The organism is Yokenella regensburgei ATCC 49455 (genome assembly GCF_000735455.1).
GTDB classification, from domain to species: Bacteria; Pseudomonadota; Gammaproteobacteria; order Enterobacterales; family Enterobacteriaceae; genus Yokenella; species Yokenella regensburgei.
Map to the genome: position 1 here is coordinate 23,628 of NZ_JMPS01000010.1, position 18,548 is coordinate 42,175.

The 18,548-nt window shown below is 55.3% G+C and carries 21 protein-coding genes and 1 pseudogene; 6 read left to right on the forward strand and 16 right to left on the reverse strand.

Going from position 1 to position 18,548, the window contains the following annotated elements; all coding sequences use genetic code 11:
- Window positions 1–14 precede the first annotated feature (14 nt).
- The 5 genes from GYRE_RS02155 to rpsF all read right to left on the reverse strand — a co-directional run bounded on the left by GYRE_RS02155 (window position 15) and on the right by rpsF (window position 2,546).
- A complete protein-coding gene (locus GYRE_RS02155) occupies window positions 15–944 on the reverse strand; it encodes a DMT family transporter (protein ID WP_006816819.1) in 930 nt (309 codons plus the stop codon).
- 162 nt (window positions 945–1,106) lie between these two features.
- Window positions 1,107–1,556 (reverse strand): 50S ribosomal protein L9, encoded by a 450-nt coding sequence (gene rplI, locus GYRE_RS02160; protein ID WP_006816818.1) that lies wholly within the window; start codon window positions 1,554–1,556, stop codon window positions 1,107–1,109.
- Between the two features lie 41 nt (window positions 1,557–1,597).
- Window positions 1,598–1,825 carry a 30S ribosomal protein S18 gene (gene rpsR, locus GYRE_RS02165; RefSeq protein WP_000135199.1) on the reverse strand — a complete coding sequence of 76 codons (228 nt, stop codon included), beginning with the start codon at window positions 1,823–1,825 and terminating at the stop codon, window positions 1,598–1,600.
- Window positions 1,826–1,829: 4 nt separating this feature from the next.
- The gene (gene priB, locus GYRE_RS02170) at window positions 1,830–2,144 is read right to left on the reverse strand and encodes a primosomal replication protein N (RefSeq protein ID WP_038252653.1); all 315 of its coding nucleotides are present in this window, start codon (window positions 2,142–2,144) and stop codon (window positions 1,830–1,832) included.
- 6 nt (window positions 2,145–2,150) lie between these two features.
- Window positions 2,151–2,546, reverse strand: a complete 396-nt coding sequence (gene rpsF / locus GYRE_RS02175; protein ID WP_006816816.1) for a 30S ribosomal protein S6 — start codon at window positions 2,544–2,546, stop codon at window positions 2,151–2,153.
- Window positions 2,547–2,887: 341 nt separating this feature from the next.
- Here rpsF and GYRE_RS02180 point away from each other — a divergent pair, with 341 nt between their 5' ends.
- The gene (locus GYRE_RS02180) at window positions 2,888–3,163 is read left to right on the forward strand and encodes a YdgH/BhsA/McbA family protein (protein WP_006816815.1); all 276 of its coding nucleotides are present in this window, start codon (window positions 2,888–2,890) and stop codon (window positions 3,161–3,163) included.
- Window positions 3,164–3,237: 74 nt separating this feature from the next.
- Here the strand turns inward: GYRE_RS02180 and GYRE_RS02185 are convergent, their stop codons facing one another.
- Genes GYRE_RS02185 through GYRE_RS02210 form a run of 6 tightly spaced genes read right to left on the reverse strand, consistent with a single transcriptional unit; the run spans window position 3,238 to window position 7,653 of the window.
- Window positions 3,238–3,924, reverse strand: coding sequence for an L-ribulose-5-phosphate 4-epimerase (locus tag GYRE_RS02185; protein ID WP_038252655.1), 687 nt, complete (start codon window positions 3,922–3,924; stop codon window positions 3,238–3,240).
- Entirely contained in the window at window positions 3,911–4,777 is an 867-nt protein-coding gene (locus GYRE_RS02190; protein ID WP_038252656.1) for an L-ribulose-5-phosphate 3-epimerase, read from the reverse strand. Before GYRE_RS02190 ends, GYRE_RS02185 begins: the two co-directional genes overlap by 14 nt.
- A 9-nt stretch (window positions 4,778–4,786) precedes the next feature.
- On the reverse strand, window positions 4,787–5,443 hold the full coding sequence (gene ulaD, locus GYRE_RS02195) for a 3-keto-L-gulonate-6-phosphate decarboxylase UlaD (RefSeq protein ID WP_112471442.1): 657 nt from the start codon (window positions 5,441–5,443) through the stop codon (window positions 4,787–4,789).
- An 11-nt stretch (window positions 5,444–5,454) separates the two neighbouring features.
- Window positions 5,455–5,925 carry a PTS ascorbate transporter subunit IIA gene (ulaC, locus tag GYRE_RS02200; RefSeq protein ID WP_006816811.1) on the reverse strand — a complete coding sequence of 157 codons (471 nt, stop codon included), beginning with the start codon at window positions 5,923–5,925 and terminating at the stop codon, window positions 5,455–5,457.
- Between the two features lie 9 nt (window positions 5,926–5,934).
- The gene (gene ulaB / locus GYRE_RS02205; RefSeq protein WP_038252658.1) at window positions 5,935–6,240 is read right to left on the reverse strand and encodes a PTS ascorbate transporter subunit IIB; all 306 of its coding nucleotides are present in this window, start codon (window positions 6,238–6,240) and stop codon (window positions 5,935–5,937) included.
- A 12-nt stretch (window positions 6,241–6,252) separates the two neighbouring features.
- Window positions 6,253–7,653 carry a PTS ascorbate-specific subunit IIBC gene (locus tag GYRE_RS02210; protein ID WP_038252660.1) on the reverse strand — a complete coding sequence of 467 codons (1,401 nt, stop codon included), beginning with the start codon at window positions 7,651–7,653 and terminating at the stop codon, window positions 6,253–6,255.
- Window positions 7,654–8,019: 366 nt separating this feature from the next.
- Between GYRE_RS02210 and ulaG the strand changes: the two genes are divergently transcribed.
- Both ulaG and ulaR read left to right on the forward strand, forming a co-directional pair.
- Entirely contained in the window at window positions 8,020–9,084 is a 1,065-nt protein-coding gene (gene ulaG / locus GYRE_RS02215) for an L-ascorbate 6-phosphate lactonase (protein ID WP_038252662.1), read from the forward strand.
- A gap of 117 nt (window positions 9,085–9,201) precedes the next feature.
- The gene (gene ulaR, locus GYRE_RS02220) at window positions 9,202–9,957 is read left to right on the forward strand and encodes an HTH-type transcriptional regulator UlaR (RefSeq protein WP_038252664.1); all 756 of its coding nucleotides are present in this window, start codon (window positions 9,202–9,204) and stop codon (window positions 9,955–9,957) included.
- Here ulaR and yjfP read toward each other — a convergent pair.
- Window positions 9,954–10,682: an esterase gene (gene yjfP, locus GYRE_RS02225; RefSeq protein WP_038252666.1), complete on the reverse strand. Its 729-nt coding sequence runs from the start codon at window positions 10,680–10,682 to the stop codon at window positions 9,954–9,956. The genes ulaR and yjfP overlap by 4 nt on opposite strands.
- A 207-nt stretch (window positions 10,683–10,889) precedes the next feature.
- Here yjfP and bsmA point away from each other — a divergent pair, with 207 nt between their 5' ends.
- Together bsmA and yjfN are read left to right on the forward strand one after the other, a co-directional pair.
- Window positions 10,890–11,198: a biofilm peroxide resistance protein BsmA gene (gene bsmA / locus GYRE_RS02230; protein ID WP_006816803.1), complete on the forward strand. Its 309-nt coding sequence runs from the start codon at window positions 10,890–10,892 to the stop codon at window positions 11,196–11,198.
- A 143-nt stretch (window positions 11,199–11,341) separates the two neighbouring features.
- A complete protein-coding gene (gene yjfN, locus GYRE_RS02235) occupies window positions 11,342–11,617 on the forward strand; it encodes a DUF1471 family protease activator YjfN (RefSeq protein WP_161616063.1) in 276 nt (91 codons plus the stop codon).
- 36 nt (window positions 11,618–11,653) lie between these two features.
- Here the strand turns inward: yjfN and GYRE_RS02240 are convergent, their stop codons facing one another.
- Window positions 11,654–13,276 (reverse strand): isovaleryl-CoA dehydrogenase, encoded by a 1,623-nt coding sequence (locus GYRE_RS02240; RefSeq protein ID WP_038252668.1) that lies wholly within the window; start codon window positions 13,274–13,276, stop codon window positions 11,654–11,656.
- 181 nt (window positions 13,277–13,457) lie between these two features.
- Here GYRE_RS02240 and GYRE_RS02245 point away from each other — a divergent pair, with 181 nt between their 5' ends.
- The gene (locus GYRE_RS02245) at window positions 13,458–14,753 is read left to right on the forward strand and encodes an MFS transporter (protein WP_038252671.1); all 1,296 of its coding nucleotides are present in this window, start codon (window positions 13,458–13,460) and stop codon (window positions 14,751–14,753) included.
- Window positions 14,754–14,839: 86 nt separating this feature from the next.
- On the opposite strand, the gene rlmB is transcribed toward GYRE_RS02245, so the two are convergent.
- The 3 genes and pseudogenes from rlmB to nsrR all read right to left on the reverse strand — a co-directional run bounded on the left by rlmB (window position 14,840) and on the right by nsrR (window position 18,538).
- Window positions 14,840–15,574 carry a 23S rRNA (guanosine(2251)-2'-O)-methyltransferase RlmB gene (gene rlmB / locus GYRE_RS02250; RefSeq protein WP_038252673.1) on the reverse strand — a complete coding sequence of 245 codons (735 nt, stop codon included), beginning with the start codon at window positions 15,572–15,574 and terminating at the stop codon, window positions 14,840–14,842.
- Between the two features lie 59 nt (window positions 15,575–15,633).
- A pseudogene (rnr, locus tag GYRE_RS02255) lies at window positions 15,634–18,074 on the reverse strand (ribonuclease R).
- A gap of 38 nt (window positions 18,075–18,112) precedes the next feature.
- Window positions 18,113–18,538, reverse strand: a complete 426-nt coding sequence (nsrR, locus tag GYRE_RS02260; protein ID WP_038252675.1) for a nitric oxide-sensing transcriptional repressor NsrR — start codon at window positions 18,536–18,538, stop codon at window positions 18,113–18,115.
- Between the last annotated feature and the right edge of the window lie 10 nt (window positions 18,539–18,548).

An 18,548-nucleotide genomic window follows, 5' to 3' on the forward strand; every position in this document is an offset into this window, starting at 1 on the left:
CGGTAGCACCACGCTTACCGGGCTCGCTTATTGACCCACCAGATCCCGGAACAGACCAGTACCAGCGCCACGGCGTACTTCACTTCCAGAATGTTTTCACCGAGGAAAATGCTCGACAGCACGGTTCCCGCTACCGGAATAACGAAGTTAAACGGGGCAATCATGCTGACCCGGTTGTGTTTGAGCAGCGTACTCCATAGGGCAAAGGCAATCGACGACAGCAGCGTGAGATAACCGAGTACGGCTACCGAAGCAGCGTTATAGACCTGCAGCGTGCCGCCGCCTGCGTAGCCCCCAATTACCAGCACCAGGCCACCAATACCCAGCTGCCAGCCGGTCATCACCGTCGGATCGACGGTCTGCGAAATACGCTTACCGTACAGCGAAGCCGCCGAGAGAATAAATGCCGCCAGCACCACAAAGCCGTCACCCAGCCACACGAAGCTGAAATCCATCAGCGAGTGGTTGAAGTTCACCAGCATCACCCCGGCAAAGCCCAGCAGGCAGCCCAGCGTCTTGTTATAGCTGAGCTTGTCGTTCTGATAGATGAAATGCGCCAGCAGCACGCTAAAGAAGGTCCCGGTGGCGTTCATGATAGAGCCTTTGACCCCGGTGGTATAAGCAAGGCCGATATAGAAGATGGCGTACTGAACCGTGGTCTGGGCAATGCCCAGCACCGTCAGTTGTTGAAACTGCTGTGCGCTCAGGCGGGCAATCGGTTTGCGCTGGGCCAGGGCAAAGAGCAAAAGCAGCAGACCAGCAAACAGAAAACGGTAACCGGCAAAAATGATTTTTGATGGGATATCGTCTGTTGCGATATGGAAGAGCTCGTAACCACTTTTGATAGCGGGGTATGAACTTCCCCAGAGTAGACAGCAGAGCGTTGCGCTGGCGTAGACCACATTTTTACGCGCAAACAGCGGCGCAGAACTGACGGTTTCCATTTCCCCTACCTGAATTAAAATGACGTTTTAATTCATTATCCGGGAACGATTGCCGAATAGCTACCATACAAGAACAAAAGTCAGATTATCGCGAAGGGAAAGCCAGAAAAGCAAAACGCCGCCCCAGGGGGCGGCGCTTCGTCGTAATCTTAGAGTAAAAAATTACTCAGCAACTACGTTTACAACCAGTTTAGCAAACACTTCGGAGTGAACCTGGAAGTCCACTTCGTGCTCACCAGTGGTACGCAGAACGCCGTTCGGCAGACGAACTTCGCTCTTAGCAACAGCAACGCCAGCAGCAGAAACTGCATCAGCGATGTCGCGAGTACCGATGGAACCGAACAGTTTACCTTCGTCGCCAGATTTGGAAGCGATGGTTACGTTGCCCAGTGCGTTGATAGCTTCAGCGCGAGCATTAGCAGCGGCCAGAACGTCAGCCAGTTTGGCTTCCAGTTCAGCACGACGTGCTTCGAAGAATTCAACGTTTTTCTTGGTTGCCGGAACAGCTTTACCCTGCGGTACCAGGAAGTTACGAGCGTAGCCCGCTTTAACGTTAACCTGATCACCCAGGCTGCCCAGGTTTGCTACTTTATCAAGCAGAATAACTTGCATTACCTTATCCTCTCAAAGTCGTATTAATGGACCGTGACCGATTACTGATGACGATCAGTGTACGGCAGCAGGGACAGGTAGCGAGCGCGTTTGATAGCGCGTGCCAGCTGGCGCTGATATTTTGCACGGGTACCGGTGATACGGCTCGGGACAATCTTACCGCTTTCGGTGATGTAGTTTTTCAGCGTAGCGATATCTTTATAGTCGATCTCTTGAACGCCTTCCGCGGTGAAACGGCAGAACTTGCGACGACGGAAATAACGTGCCATTTGGCTAGTCTCCAGAATCTATCAATTCAATCTGCTCGGCATGCAACACCATTTTGCTCAGACCGTTCTTTGCCTTGTGGCAACTAATGAACCCCTGAACGGTGACTGCAGTACCGACCGTTATACTGTGAGTAATGGCCTGGTTCTCGTGTCCGCTAATAATAACGGGCATTTGGCACCATGCCTGCCGGTGAAAACCGGCTTCCTCCTGCACTGAACGATGCTCAAGCACGAACTGGCAGTGAGGAATTCCTGATGGGCTGACCTTGCGAAGTGGCGTCCTGCACACGGTACCGGACAACACCAGACGGTTGGTCATCAGTAATTACTCTTCAGAATCCCCAGCATCTGCATCATCTGCGGTTTCGTTTGCGAAATCATCGCGACGCTCACGACGCTCGTCTTTCGCTTTAACCATCGGAGATGCTTCGGTAACAGCGTGCTTAGTACGCATTACCATGCTACGGATAACGGCATCGTTGAAGCGGAAGTTAGTTTCCAGCTCATCGATCGCTTCCTGCGGAGCTTCAACGTTCAGCAGAACGTAGTGAGCTTTGTGCAGTTTGTTGATCGGGTAAGCCAGCTGACGGCGGCCCCAGTCTTCCAGACGATGGATCTTGCCTTCTGCTGCAGTGATTGCACCAGTGTAGCGCTCGATCATGCCCGGAACCTGTTCGCTCTGGTCAGGATGGACCATAAAAACGATTTCGTAATGACGCATCGAATTGCTCCTTACGGATTATTCAGCCTCCTGTCTGGGTCAGCCGAGGCCCGGGGAGGCAAGGAACGTGTTAAAGGTCGGCTGAAAAATTGACGCGTCATTCTACTTGCGCTGCCCGACAAAGACAAGGCAGTTGTACAAATAATTCGCATGAAGCGCGAAACGCACCTAAGTCTGTGATTTAAAATTAATCAGCAAAGAATGCGGGATTTTTTTGAACAACAGCATCAGAAATGGTCACTATTTAACCATGTGGTTGGCATTACACTTATAGCATAACCCCCCCAGTGCTGATGGAGAGGTCACCAACAACGCGTTATCGGCGGTAGGGAGAAGAAATCATGAAATACATCGCATTGACTATCATGGCTGCCGTGTTGTTCAGCGCAAACGCGATGGCAGCCGTAAAAATTACCGGCTCGCAGGCTAAAAATATGGACAACGTGCAGAGCTTAGGCGTGATTTACATTAATCATAACATCGCCACTGAAAGCGAAGCCGTTCAGGCACTTAACGAAGAAAGCGACGCACGCGGCGCGAAGTTCTTCTACCCGATACTCATCCATGAGCCGGGCAGTAACGGCCCCGTTCACGCCAGTGCAGAAGTTTATCGCTAGCACCAGGAACATCCTAACGAGAATATTGATACACCTTAAACTTGCCCTCGTCGCCGAGGGCTTTTTTTTTCGCCTCACTTCTGCCCGTAATAGGCGTTCGGCCCATGTTTGCGCATGAAGTGTTTGTTCATCAGCCAGCTGTCGATGGCGCTCAGGTGCGGATTAATACCGCGCGCCATCCACGCCATCCTCGCCACTTCTTCCATCACCACCGCATTGTGTACGGCATCACTGGCGTCTTTTCCCCACGCAAACGGCCCGTGCTGATACACCACAACTCCGGGCGTATGCAGCGGGTTACGCTCGGCCAGGGTCTCAATGATCACTTTACCGGTGTTGAGCTCATAGGCTTCAGCCACCTCCTGCTGGTTTAACGCCCGGGTACAGGGAATGTCACCAAAGAAGTAGTCCGCGTGGGTGGTACCGAGCGCCGGAATAGCCAGCCCTGCCTGCGCCCACGCGGTGGCATGAGTTGAGTGGGTATGCACGATACCGCCGATGGTCGGGTAGCGGCGATAGAGCGCCAGATGAGTAGCGGTATCCGACGAGGGTCGCCATTTACCCTCAACCACCTCGCCGTTGAGATTCACCACCACCATATCTTCGACCGTCATCGTTTCGTAGGGCACGCCGCTCGGTTTGATAACCACCCTCCCGCGTTCGCGATCGATGGCGCTAACGTTTCCCCAGGTGAAGGTCACCAGCCCGTAGCGGGGTAAGTCCAGATTTGCATCAAAAACCTGCTGTTTAAGCTGCTGCATGGTTTCCCTCCCCAAGCCCGGCGCGCGCCATTCTTGTGAGCACCCATTCGCGCGCTTTCGCCACTTCTGCCGCCGGGTCGTCTGCGTATTCGCTCCACATCTCAATCAGGTAGGGCCCACAGTAGCCGCTCTGTTTAAGCGTGCGGAAGCACTGTTCAAAATCGACAACGCCGCTGCCGAACGGCACATTTTTAAATTCGCCCGGTCGGGTGTCTTTCACGTGCACCGCCACGATATGCCCCATCCCGGCCTGCAGCTCCATCTGCACATCGTTGTCCCATGCCGACAGGTTGCCGATATCCGGGTACAGCTGGAACCACGGATTATTGAGGTAGTGCGCATACCCCAGCGCTTTGCTGATAGAGTTCATCAGCGGGTAGTCCATGATCTCCATGGCCAGGGTCACCTGCGCGCGGCTCGCCATTTCAACGCTCTCTTTCAATCCTTCGCGAAAGCGGCGCCGCGTTTCGTCGTTCGCCTGCTGATAGTAAACATCGTAGCCTGCAAGCTGGATCACGCGGATACCGACATCCTGAGCGAGCTGGATGGCTTTACGCATGATAGAAAGCCCTTCGGCGCGAATCGCATCATCTTCACAACCCAGCGGGAAGCGACGATGGGCGCTTAAACACATCGAGGGCACCCGGACGCCGGTCTTCGCAATAGCCTGCACCAGCGTCAGCTTCTGCTCTGTGCTCCAGTCCAGCCGCGCCAGCCGCGCGTCGCTTTCATCCACCGACATTTCTACAAAATCAAAACCCAGCGATTTCGCGAGCTGCAGGCGCTCCAGCCAGCACTCCCCGACGGGGAGCGCTTTCTCATAGATGCCGAGCGGGTTCGGTATCGACAACATAGCCGCTCCTTAACCCCAAAGCTGGGCGATTGAGCGTTTGAACTGCCGCGCCGCTTCCACCGGGCTTGCGGCATCACGAATGCTGCGACCTGCGATAAAGACGTGGATCGGAATACCTTTAAACAACGGCAGATCCTCCAGCGCCAGGCCACCGGTCACGGTGACCTTAAAGCCCATGTCGGATAAGCGTCGGATAGCACTGATATCCGCTTCACCCCACGCAACGCCCGCAGCCTGCGCGTCACGGCTGCGGTGATACACCACCTGCTGAATTCCCGCTTCGCGCCAGGCCTGCGCCTGCTCCCAGGTCCAGTAGCCGGTCAGCTCAATCTGTACGTCGCCGTTAAACTCCTTCGCCACTTCCAGCGCGCCTTTGGTGGTGTTGATATCCGCACAGCAGATAACCGTCACCCAATCGGCATCGGCCTCAAAACACATCCGTGAGAGGATTTTCCCGGCGTCGGCAATTTTGGCATCGGCAAGGACGATTTTGTGCGGGTACAGCGCCTTCAGATCGCGTACCGCACGGACCCCTTCCCCGACGCAGAGGATGGTACCCACTTCAATGATATCGACTTCTTCTGCAATCAGGCGGGTGGTGGCGTAAGCGTCAGCCATGGTCTGGTTATCCAGCGCTACCTGCAGCATCGGTAATGAATGAGACATGATTTTCTCCCTTATTCAACGGCAGCGGCCGTCGCCTTATCGATTAAATCCACCACCTCCTGCGCGCTACGGCAGGCGCGAAGGCGATCAAAATTGGCTTCATCTTCAAACAGATTGACTATCTGCATGATGCCTTCTTCCTGGTGACTTCTGGCGTCAACCGCAGCAAGCGTTATCAGGATGTCGACCGGGTCGTTCTCTTCATGGTTGAACACCAGCGGCGTTTTCAGAGTGACCAGCGCAAAGCCATTTTTCTTTACGCCCTCTTCCGGGCGGCCATGCGGCATCGCGAGGCCCGGCGCAATCACGAAATACGGCCCGAAACGCGCCACACCGTCGAGAATCGCCTGGTAGTAACGCGGCTCAACAACGTCCGCAGCCACCAGCAAATCGACACCAAGTTTTACCGCTTCCTGCCAGCTGTCAGCGTCTGCCTGAAGCTGGATAGAACGGTTCTCTATCAGCGAATCGCGTAATTTCATGCAACCCCCTTACTTCACGGCCTGCGGGAAGTGGGCGTTGATCACTTCCATCAGCTTCGGTCCAAAATCAGCGGCGGAGAGCATGTTGCGTACGCCGACGACATATTTGTTGCCAGATACGGTGATTTCGCTCGCGACATGGGTTGAGGCGATGATGATATCCGCGCCGCTGAGTTCGCTTTTGTACTCGCCGACAGCGCAGCTATTGACGGTATGGTCAACGCCCTGCTCTTTCAGGAACTGGTCCACTTTCATCTTCATGATCATGGAACTACCTTGCCCACAACCACAGACTGCAAGAATACGTACGGTCATAATCGGAACTCCTTATTGAGCAGAGGTTTCTGCCAGTTGTTTTTCTGCATCTTCTTCTGCCCGCAGCGTGCGGCCAGCGAAGAACATGTAAGCCAGGACGATGAGGATAATGACGGTCATAAAAATCAGCCCAACGGAGGCAAAGCCCTGCATCATCGGCGGAGCCAGAATCGACCAGTCCGCCATCCCCATCCATGCGCTCATGCCGGTTAATTTCACGGCCCACACGCAGCCAAAGATTTCAATCATGCCCATCACCAGGCAAATCTTGAGCGCAGCCCGCCAGCCGCCGAAGTGGTTAGCAAATACGCCAATGGTGGCGTTGGAGAAGAACATCGGGATAAAACCAGGGATGATGAGAATCGAGGAACCGCAGGCAATCAGGATGCCAACGGCAATAAGCTGGCCAATGGTGCCCCACATAAAGCCCCATACCACGGCGTTCGGTGCAAAGCTGTAAATGGCGGCACAGTCGATAGCCAGCACCGCCCCCGGGATCAGCCGCTGCGAAATACCGTTAAACGCCTCGGAAAGTTCAGCAACAAACATACGCACACCCTGCACGATGATGAAAATCGCCACCGCGAACTGGAAGCCGGTTTGCAGAATGTAGATGGTCCAGTGCGTTTTCCCGGCCATCGCCTGCACGGTATCAATGCCAAAGGAGAGCAGGATAGCGCCAAAGAAGATGGTCATCACAACAGCGGTAGAAACAATGTTGTCGTGGAAGATGTTGAGCCAGCCAGGCAGCTTCAGATCTTCCACACTCTCCTCTTTCTTGCCGAGATACGGCGCGATTTTATAGGCAATCCATGAGGCAAACTGCTGCTGGTGACCGATGGAGAAACCGCTGTTCTCGGTCACATCCTGAGTGGGTTTGTACATCATGTTGGAGGTTATCCCCCAGTACAGCGACACCAGCACCGCCGTGCAGATGATGGTGGTCCACATCTGATAACCGAAAATGTAGAAGAACACCGCAATCAGCCCCGCCTGCTGGAACATGATGTGCCCGGTTAACATGATGGTGCGAATACCGGTAATGCGGCGTAACAGCACGTAGATAATATTCAGCGCCAGAGCCAGCAATACCGCATACCCCACCCAGCTATAGGCATCCCCCATACGTTCAATGGTCGCCATCATGGAAGCGTAGGTGTCAGAGATGGCACCGTTGATGCCGTAAACTTCGGACATCTTTGCCACTACGGGTTTAAACGTGCTGGTCAGGATCCCAGACCCCGCCTGCAGGAGCATAAAACCGATAATGGTTTTGATAGTGCCTTTGACGATAACGCTGACGCTTTTGCGCAGCAGGATGTAGCCCAGACAGGTCACGATACCCAGCAGCAGCGGCGCGTTAGTCATCACCTGGTTAAAGAACACGGTAAAGATGTTGTAGAGGATCTCCATTACGCTCTCCTGAAGGGAAGACACCGGGCAGTTGTTACCCCCGGGGTTGTTATGTGCCTTCACTCTAATAATCAAAAATAATCACAACAAGATTGAATTTGATTATTTGTGATTTACACCGCAATTTATCTCCACACTCTACCTATGGATTTCATTTGCAGAGTCACCCTTCCTGCGATTCATTTCATTTTATTGATAAATATGAATTTTTATATAATAAACATGCTCTCATGTCGTTTTAGCCAATAGCAGAAAAGGAGACATAAACGCAAAACCACCCCGTTGCATTCCTCATAAAAGGATGTCAGGATTAATCAAAAGCAATCATTAAGTGATTTATTTTGACAACGCATGAGGAAAGATCCGATGAGTAAAGTGAACACCATCACCCGCGAATCCTGGGTTCTGAGCACCTTTCCGGAATGGGGTAGCTGGCTGAATGAAGAAATTGAGCAGGAAAAGGTCGCTCCAGGTACGTTTGCCATGTGGTGGCTGGGGTGTACCGGGATCTGGCTTAAGTCGGAAGGTGGTGCCAACGTCTGTGTCGATTTCTGGTGTGGCACCGGCAAACAAAGCCACGGTAACCCGCTAATGAAACAGGGCCATCAGATGCAGCGCATGGCCGGGGTCAAAAAACTGCAACCGAACCTGCGCACCACGCCGTTTGTCCTCGATCCTTTTGCCATTCGCCAGATAGACGCCGTCCTCGCCACTCATGATCATAACGATCATATCGACGTTAACGTTGCCGCTGCCGTAATGCAGAACTGTGATGATAATGTTCCGTTCATTGGGCCACAAACCTGTGTGGATCTGTGGATCGGCTGGGGCGTGCCGGCATCGCGCTGCATCGTGGTAAAACCCGGTGACGTGGTGAAAATAAAAGATATCGAAATCCACGCCCTGGACGCCTTCGACCGCACCGCGCTTATCACCCTGCCGGTAGAGCAGAAAGCCGCGGGCGTGCTGCCCGATGGAATGGACAAACGAGCGGTGAACTATCTGTTTAAAACCCCGGGTGGCACGCTGTACCACAGCGGTGACTCCCACTACTCCAACTATTACGCGAAGCACGGTAACGAGCACCAGATAGACGTCGCGCTGGGCTCGTATGGGGAAAACCCGCGCGGGATCACCGACAAAATGACCAGCGCCGACATTCTGCGGATGGCTGAATCACTGAATACTCAGGTGGTGATCCCCTTCCATCACGATATCTGGTCAAACTTCCAGGCCGATCCGCAGGAGATCCGCGTGCTTTGGGAGATGAAAAAAGACCGGCTGAAGTATGGCTTCAAACCGTTTATCTGGCAGGTGGGGGGTAAATTTACCTGGCCGCTGGATAAAGACAATTTCGAATACCACTACCCGCGTGGCTTTGACGACTGCTTTACTATCGAGCCCGATCTGCCGTTTAAATCCTTCCTCTAGCGTACCCGGGCAGGAAGTTAATGCTTCCTGCCCACACCTGGAATGCGCACTAAGTTTTAGTATTTTCAGGTCATTTCAAATATCATCTTTAGCCATCATATTTTATCGGATCAGCTCATGACGGAAGCACAACGACATCAAATCCTGCTGGAGTTACTGGCGCAGACCGGCTTCGTCACGGTGGAACAGGTGATAGCCCGGCTCGGGATCTCCCCGGCCACGGCGCGGCGAGATATCAATAAGCTGGATGAAAGCGGCAAGCTGAAGAAAGTGCGTAACGGCGCTGAGGCCATCAACCCGCAGCGCCCGCGCTGGTCGCCGCTGAATATTCATCAGGCGCAGAATCACGATGAAAAGGTGAGGATAGCGCGGGCGGCGTCGCAGCTGGTCAGCTCCGGCGAAAGCGTGGTCATTAACTGCGGCTCAACGGCGTTTCTGCTCGGCAGAGAGATGTGCGGCAAACCGGTGCAAATCATCACCAACTACCTGCCGCTGGCAAACTATCTGATAGATCAGGAGCACGACAGTGTGATCATCATGGGTGGCCAGTACAATAAGAGCCACGCGATTACGCTGAGCCCCCAGGGCAGTGAGAACAGCCTCTACGCCGGACACTGGATGTTTACCAGCGGCAAAGGGTTAACCAGTGAAGGATTGTATAAAACCGACATGCTGACCGCGATGGCCGAACAGAAAATGCTGAACGTCGTCGGCAAACTGGTAGTGCTCGTCGACAGCAGCAAAGTCGGCGAACGCGCCGGGATGCTGTTCAGCCGCGTCGATGAAATCGATATGGTTATTACGGGCAAACAGGCCGACCCCGCGATCCTCAAACAGCTCGAAGCGCAGGGTGTCAAAATCCTGCTAGTTTAGAGGTGTTTACTGAAGAACTTCACCGTACACGCCAGCGCCTCTGGCGTAATGCGGTGGCGAACGCCCTCCTGCCAGACGCAGGTGAGCTGATTATCCAGTCCTGACTGGCAAAGCGCCTCGCCAAGACGCAGGCTCTCAGCCGCAGGTACGACGTCGTCATCGGTGCCGTGCCAGAGCAGCAGCGGGCGGTTGGCAAGGTTCATCAACTGGCGGCGGGCATCATATTTTGCAAGCGTCGCTACCTCTTGCGTTGACCAGCGGTCGGTTGAGGGGAACAGCGTTTCTGCAAGCTGGCTCAGATAGCCAGACCCCATCAGGCTTGCCACACATTTCACTTCCGGATGTTGGGTCATGATACCCAGCGCGGTCATTCCGCCCATCGAGGCTCCCGCCACCGCCAGCCTGCCTTCGGCGACCCAGCTCTCTGCCAGCAGCGCATCACGAAGCGCGGGAAACTCAGCAAAATTCTGCAACAGGATTGGCCAGAAGCGCTGCATCCTTCCCTGCTCATCACCCTGAAAGCGTGAACCATGCTCAACGGCGTTCGGCATCACCACCCGAAAACCGGCCTGCGCCAGCGCGACGGCAAAGTAGCTGTAGACCAGATTTGATGACGTGAAGCCGTGATAAAAGACTATCGTCGGCAACGGTTGCCGCATTTTTCCCTGGGGAAAAGCGTGAAGGATCTCGCTCCCGGCAAGATTTCGCACTTCAAGTTCAATCATTTATGGCCTCCTTCTTTTATGCTGGTATGCCATGCGACAGCAGATTCTGCAAGCCACAGCAGGGGAGAATGATTCATAATGTTGAGAAGTGGGTTACGCTTTCGCAACGTTTTCATTCGAAAATAGCGTCAGAGATAACAATTCGGGAACATTCCCCCAAAAGCGATGGCAACTCCCACTACACTATCACTTATCAGGAAACGAGATATGGCTATGCGACGGTTTGTACCTTTGATGCTGGCAGTGTTACTGAGTGGATGTGCCATGCTGCAAGGAACGCCAGAACCACCCCCACCTCTGGCCGATCACCCGCAGGAAATTCGTCGTAATCAGACGGAAGGGCTGCACAAAATCGGCACGGTGAGCGCAATGGTCTATGGTTCCCCGATGGACGTCGAAGCTGCCATCAAAGCCAAAGTCGTCGCTGCAAAGGCTGATTATTACGTGATAATGATGATTGATGACACCGTGGTGCCCGGACAGTGGTATTCGCAGGCCATCCTGTATCGCAAATGACTTCACGATACTTTTCGTCATCTTTACAGTGACTTTGCATCCGTTCACGTTTCCTGGGACATAATGCGCTCTGTCTGATATGGAGAAGCGCCCGCGATGGATTGCCCTGACCTCAGGGTTACCAGGAAATGGAGCTGACGATGATCAAAAATTCACCTGCATTATCGCCCATCCTGCTCTATTCAGGGATGGAGAACGCCGTCGCACAATCTGCTGAATTTGCCAGCGCTGATTGTGTCACGGGGCTCAACGAAATTGGCTTGCTTTCGGTTAATAATATTTCCGGCAGCCAACAGGATGTCGAACGCGTCATTGCCACTAAGGCGGATGAACAGGGCGCATCCTGGTATCGTATCGTGCAAATGTACGAAGAGCAGCAGCCGGATAACTGGCGCGTTCAGGCGATTCTTTATGCTTAAGTAAAACGGGCAGACAATCGCTGCCTGCCCGTTTCGTTACCGCCCGCCTCCCGTTGCCCGCAGCAGTAAATCATCCGTTAATTGTGCATCCAGAAGCGAACCTCCCCGCGTATCCAGCATCATCCGACACCAGGCCTGCGCCATCGGCGGCGATGCATAGCGCAGCATCTGCGCCCCGGTGCCGAGCAGATACAGCTGACGGGTAATTTCCCTGCCGTGAGCCTCTGAAGGTTTACGCAGACGCTGCTGTAGCTGGCGCCAGGCCCTGTCGAAGTGGCGGTCCTGCCCTTTTACCTCTGCGCACTCATTGCTGAGGATCTCCACCGCACCGGGCTGTTTGCCCAGCACGCGCAGCACGTCCAGACACATGATGTTGCCCGACCCCTCCCAGATACTGTTGACCGGCATTTCACGGTACAGGCGCGGTAGCTCATTCTCCTCGCAATAACCGATCCCCCCCAGCACCTCCATCGCTTCTGCAACAAAAGGAATACCATCTTTACAGACCGCGAACTTCGCCGCCGGCGTGAACAACCTCGCCCACAGCTTTTCCTCGGCATCATGGGGTTTATCCCAGGCGCGCGCCAGGCGAAACAGGAACGTATTCTGCCCTTCCAGCTGCAACGCCATACGGGCCAGCACCTCACGCATCATCGGCTGATCGATAAGGTTCTTACCAAACGCCTGCCGCTGATGGGCATGGTACAGCGCCACCGACAGCGCCCGGCGCATCAGCCCATGGCTACCCATTGCGCAGTCAAAGCGCGTCAGCCCGCCCATTCTGAGGATTTGCCGAACACCATCCCCCTCTTCGCCAAGCAGCCAGCCAGCGGCATCGAGGAATTCCGCTTCACTGCTGGCGTTGGCGCGATTGCCGAGCTTATCCTTAAGACGCTCCAGCCGTACGGCATTGCGCTGGCCGTCGGGTAAAAAGCGTGGCACAAAGAAGCAGGACAAGCCGCCCCTGGTCTGAGCCAGCACCAGATGTGCATCGCTTTGCGGCACCGAGAAAAACCACTTATGCCCCACCAGCCGCCAGCTGCCGTCTGCGGTTCGTTCAGCCCGCGTGGTGTTGCTAAGGACGTCCGACCCCCCCTGTTTTTCCGTCATCCCCATACCAATAAGCAGGCCACGTTTTTGCGAGCCTGGCAGCAAATGCGGATCGTAGCGGTCGCTCAGCAGCGGCGTCAGCCAGTCGGCAAACGGCGCGGGCAAATGCGCTTTCAGCAGTGGGATGGCGGCAAAGGTCATGGTAATCGGACACAGCGTGCCCGCCTCCACCTGGGCATGCAGTACAAAGCGCGCGGCCCGGGCGACAAACGACCCGGCGCGAGCCTCCTCCTCCCAGGCGAGATTATGTACCCGGTTGGCGCACAGACCCTGCATCAGCAAATGCCATGCCGGATGAAAACGTACATCGTCCAGCCGCTCGCCGCTTGCGTCATAGCGTAATAGTTCGGGTGAATTGACGTTCGCAAGCCGCCCCAGCTCAAGCGATTCCGCCGTGCCCAGCTGCTGGCCAATACTCGCCAAAAGCTCGCTGTCCCAGCCAGCCCCTTCCCGTTGTACCGCCTCGCGCAGCGCGGTATCTGAGAGGAACAGGTTACTGTTGTTCAGCGGCATCGGCTGATTGAATACGGTATGGGTTTGCCAGTGCATCGTGTCTCCCTCCTTCAATGGCAGTCGAGCTAAGTATGGCCAGGCTTTGCCTTTACTGCTGTCGGTAGCGCCTTTTGGCGTGAAGGGCATCACACATCATAAGAATATTAAATTTCATAATCGTTTATGTATGGAATAATTTATTCGAACGTAAACACGATGTTTATTGACGGGATGCCCTATGCACAACACGGCTCTGACGCACAACGCCCACAAGCGCGCGCTAATTGCTGGCTCCATCGGCAACTTTATCGAATGGTATGAATTTGCCGTCTACGGTTTTCTGGCGACGGTCATTGCCCACAACTTCTTCCAGCTCGCCGGCGAAACGCCGTTGACCGGACTTATCCTCACCTATGCCTCGTTTGCCGTAGCCTTCTTCTTCCGCCCGCTGGGTGCGGTGGTGTTTGGCCGTATTGGCGACAAAATTGGCCGTAAGCCGACGCTGATTCTGGTGCTGGTACTGATGACGCTGGCAACCGCAGCGATTGGCCTGGTGCCGGTCTACGCCAGCATCGGCGTGGCAGCACCGCTGCTGCTGACAGGGCTTCGCATCCTGCAGGGGCTGTTCGCCGGTGGTGAATATGGCGGTGCGGTATCGCTGATGACTGAGTTTGCCCCACGCGGTAAACGTGGGCTGTACGGCGCCTGGCAGTCCTTCACCGTCGCGCTGGGCCTGCTGGCGGGAGCTGGGATCGTCGCACTGCTATCGGCGCTGCTGAGCGTAGAAGCGCTTCACGACTGGGGATGGCGCATTCCGTTCTTCCTTGCACTGCCGATGGGTGCCGTCGCGCTGTGGCTGCGTCTGAGCCTTGAAGAGACGCCGAGCTTTGTCCGCCAACAGCAGCAACCGCAGCCTGAACGCGTGGCGGCAAGCTTCAGTAGTACGCTGAAGGCGATTGTGGTCGGGATTGGTCGTTTGATGGTGTGGTCCGCTGCCGGATATACCTATCTGGTTATCATGCCCGCTTACCTGCAATCCTCGCTGCACACCGGGTTTAACCAGGCGCTGCTGATTGCGGTTATCTCTAACATCGGCTTTGCGCTAACTATTTTACCTTCCGGAATGCTCAGCGACCGGATTGGCCGTCGTAAAGTCATGGTACTGGCTGCGGTTCTGCTGCTGGTGCTCGCCCTGCCGCTGCTGAAAGTTCTGCAGGCAGAGTCGAGTACCTTGCTCATTAAGGCGGTGGTGGTCCTGGTGGCAGGTGGTCTGGTTGGAATGCTGGCGGGGCCAGGCCCGGCGATGCTTGCGGAGATGTTCCCGACCAAAGTGCGTTACACCGGGCTGGGGCTGGCGTACTCGTTATCGAATGCGCTGTTTTCCGGCTGCGCGGGTTTGATTATTACTGGATTGATTAAGCAGACCGGCAATCTGGATATTCCGGCGTACTACGTGATGGCAACGGCGGTGGTTAGCGTGCTGGCGCTGATGACACTCAACAAAGACGACCATCTACGCTCATTGGCGGAGTGAGATCGCTGCGGCCTTACCCCCTCACCCTCTGCCAAAAGGAGAGGGTGCAATACTAAAAAGCCTTCCCGAAAGAAGGCTTTGGCACTTTACTTCGCGCGCTGGCGCACGGCCTCGAACAGGCAGATGCCGGTCGCCACCGACACGTTCAGCGAAGACACGCTGCCCGCCATCGGAATACTGATAAGCTCATCGCAGTGTTCGCGGGTCAGGCGACGCATACCTTCACCTTCTGCACCCATCACCAGCGCCAGCGGGCCGGTCATTTTGCTCTGGTAAACGGTGTGGTCGGCTTCGCCTGCGGTACCTACGATCCAGACGTTCTCTTCCTGCAGCAGACGCATGGTACGCGCCAGGTTGGTCACGCGGATGAGCGGTACGCTCTCCGCCGCGCCGCAGGCTACTTTCTTCGCGGTCGCATTAAGCTGTGCGGAACGGTCACGCGGGACAATCACCGCATGTACACCAGCCGCATCGGCGCTACGCAGGCAGGCACCAAGGTTATGCGGATCGGTTACGCCGTCGAGGATCAGCAGGAACGGCTGGTCGAGGGTTGCGAGCAGATCGGGCAGATCGTTTTCCTGATACTGACGACCAGGTTTCACACGGGCGATGATCCCCTGATGCACGGCACCTTCGCTTTTCTCATCGAGATACTGGCGGCTGGCAACCTGAATCACCACTCCCTGGGCTTCCAGCGCATGGATAACCGGCAGCAGACGTTTGTCTTCGCGGCCTTTCAGGATAAAGACTTCCTGAAAACGCTCCGGGGCACGTTCCAGCAGCGCCTGAACCGCGTGGATGCCGTAAATCATTTCACTCATTGATGGTTCTCATAAATTGCATTTACCCTCTCCCGGTCAGGGAGAGGGTGAGGGGGAAATTACTCGGCGGTTTTCTTCTTCGCCGCACGTTTAGCCTTGGTGGCAGCCGCGATTTTCTGCGTTTTCGCCGATGGTTTTTTCACGTTCTTCGCTTTTTTCGCCTTCGGTGGTTTGGCGTTGCCCTTTTCGCCACGGAACGCGCTGTCCGGCTCGAAGTTGACCTTTTTTCCCGCCTGACGACGGTTACCGCCCGGCTTGCCGGAACCGGCTTTCTTCGCCTTCTCGCGCACGGTTTTACCAACGTTGCGCGGCGTACGCTCGCTTGAGATCAGCGAGAAGTCAATTTTACGCTCATCCATGTTGACCGCTTCTACACGGACTTCCACGCGGTCGCCCAGACGGTAGGTCTGACCGCCGGATTCACCAATCAGACGCTGGCCAATCTGGTCGAAGCGGTAGTAGTCGTTATCAAGCGTAGAGACGTGCACCAGGCCATCGATAAACAGATCGTCCAGACGAACAAAGAAACCAAAGCCGGTAACGCTTGCAATCACGCCTGGGAAGACGTTGCCCACCTGATCCTGCATGAAGTCACACTTCAGCCAGTCAGAAACTTCACGGGTCGCTTCATCGGCGCGGCGCTCGGTCATCGAGCAATGCGCGCCAAGCTGCAGCATCTCTTCCATGCTGTAGTGCCAGCCGCCGGTTTCGGTGCTGTTGCCCTTGTGCCCCTGCTCTTTCGCCAGCAGATACTTAATGCCGCGATGCAGCGACAGGTCCGGGTAACGGCGGATAGGCGAAGTAAAGTGCGCATACGACTGCAGCGCCAGGCCAAAGTGACCACGGTTTTCCGGATCGTAGACCGCCTGCTTCATGGAGCGCAGCAGCATAGTCTGCAGCATTTCATGATCCGGACGATCGGCGATGGAGGTCAGCAGCTCGGCGTAGTCGCGCGGCTCCGGCTTGTTGCCACCCGGCAGCTCAAGGCCCAGCTCTGCCAGCACGGAGCGGAACGCGGTGATCGCATCGCTGCTCGGCTTATCGTGAATACGGAACAGCGCAGGTTCGTTGGCCTTCTCGACAAAACGTGCCGCCGAGATGTTAGCCAGGATCATGCACTCTTCAATCAGTTTGTGCGCGTCGTTACGCTGGGTTTGCTCAATACGTTCGATTCGACGTTCAGCGTTGAAGATAAACTTCGCCTCTTCGCTCTCAAACGAAATGCCGCCGCGCTCTTCGCGCGCTTGATCCAGCACTTTATACAGGTTGTGCAGCTCTTCGATATGCTTCACCAGCGGCGCATACTGCTCACGCAGATCCTGATCGCCCTGCAGCATATGCCAGACCTTGGTATAGGTCAGACGGGCATGGGAGCTCATCACCGCTTCGTAGAATTTAAAGCCGGTCAGACGGCCTTTCGACGAGATAGTCATCTCGCAGACCATGCACAGACGGTCAACCTGCGGGTTCAGAGAACACAGGCCGTTAGAGAGTACTTCTGGCAGCATCGGGACAACCTGCGACGGGAAGTACACGGACGTACCGCGACTGCGCGCTTCGTTATCAAGCGCCGTACCCGAGCGAACGTAATAGCTTACGTCAGCAATGGCAACCCACAGGCGCCAGCCGCCGCCGCGTTTTTCTCGCAGTATACCGCGTCATCGAAGTCGCGGGCGTCTTCACCGTCGATGGTGACCAGCGGCAGGTCGCGTAAATCAACGCGTCCGGCTTTCGCCGACTCAGGTACCTGCTCTTTCAGGCCCTCAATCTGCTTCTCGACCGCTGGCGGCCAGACATAAGGAATTTCGTGGGTACGCAGCGCCATATCCACGGCCATGCCAGTGCCCATGTTATCGCCAAGCACTTCGACGATTTTACCCACCGCTTTGGTGCGGCGCGTTGGACGCTGGGTGAGTTCAACCACCACCACGAAGCCCATGCGCGCGCCCATCACCTCTTCCGGCGGAATGAGGATATCGAAGCTCAGGCGGCTGTCGTCAGGAACGACAAAGCCCACGCCGGCATCGGTAAAGTAACGGCCAACAATCTGGCTGGTTTTGGGCACCAGTACGCGCACGATGCGCGCTTCGCGGCGGCCCTTGCGGTCTGCCCCTAACGGCTGCGCCAGCACCTGGTCGCCGTGAATGCAGGTTTTCATCTGCTCGCTGGAAAGGTAAAGGTCATCTTTACGACCTTCCACGCGCAGGAAGCCATAGCCATCGCGATGGCCAATGACAATGCCTTTCAGCAGGTCAAGACGCTCCGGCAGCGCGTAGCACTGGCGGCGGGTAAAGACCAGTTGTCCGTCGCGCTCCATGGCGCGCAGACGGCGACGCAGCGCTTCCAGCTGCTCTTCGCCTTCAATTTTTAGCTCGACCGCCAGCTCATCGCGGCTGACCGGTTTTTCACGTTTGGATATGTGGTCGAGGATAAATTCCCGGCTTGGGATAGGATTGGTATATTTTTCTGCTTCGCGTTCCAGGAAAGGATCTTGTGACATATCGGTTCCTCCGTCGTCATCTCTGGTGAAGTGACTCGTCACTCCACCAGCAATAATTTATATAGCGGTTGATTCTTTTCAACCAAATCAGCCAGCGTGTAGTTATCCAGTTCCTTGAGAAAACTTTGCACGGCCTGAGAAAGTGCCTGTTTTAACCGACAGGCAGGTGTTATATGGCAAAACTCGCTGCTGCAGTTCACAAGCGAGAGCGGTTCCAGTTCCCGAACCACGTCGCCCACGCGGATTGCATCCGCCGGTTTGCCTAAGCGGATCCCCCCATTTTTACCACGCACGGCGGTAACGTACCCGGCGCGGCTCAGCTGGTTGATTATTTTGACCATGTGATTACGAGATACGCCGTACACATCCGTCACTTCGGAGATACTGGTCATCTTCCCATTCGGCAGCGACGCCATATAAATCAGCGCACGTAATCCGTAATCGGTGAAACTTGTTAACTGCACATCAACCTCA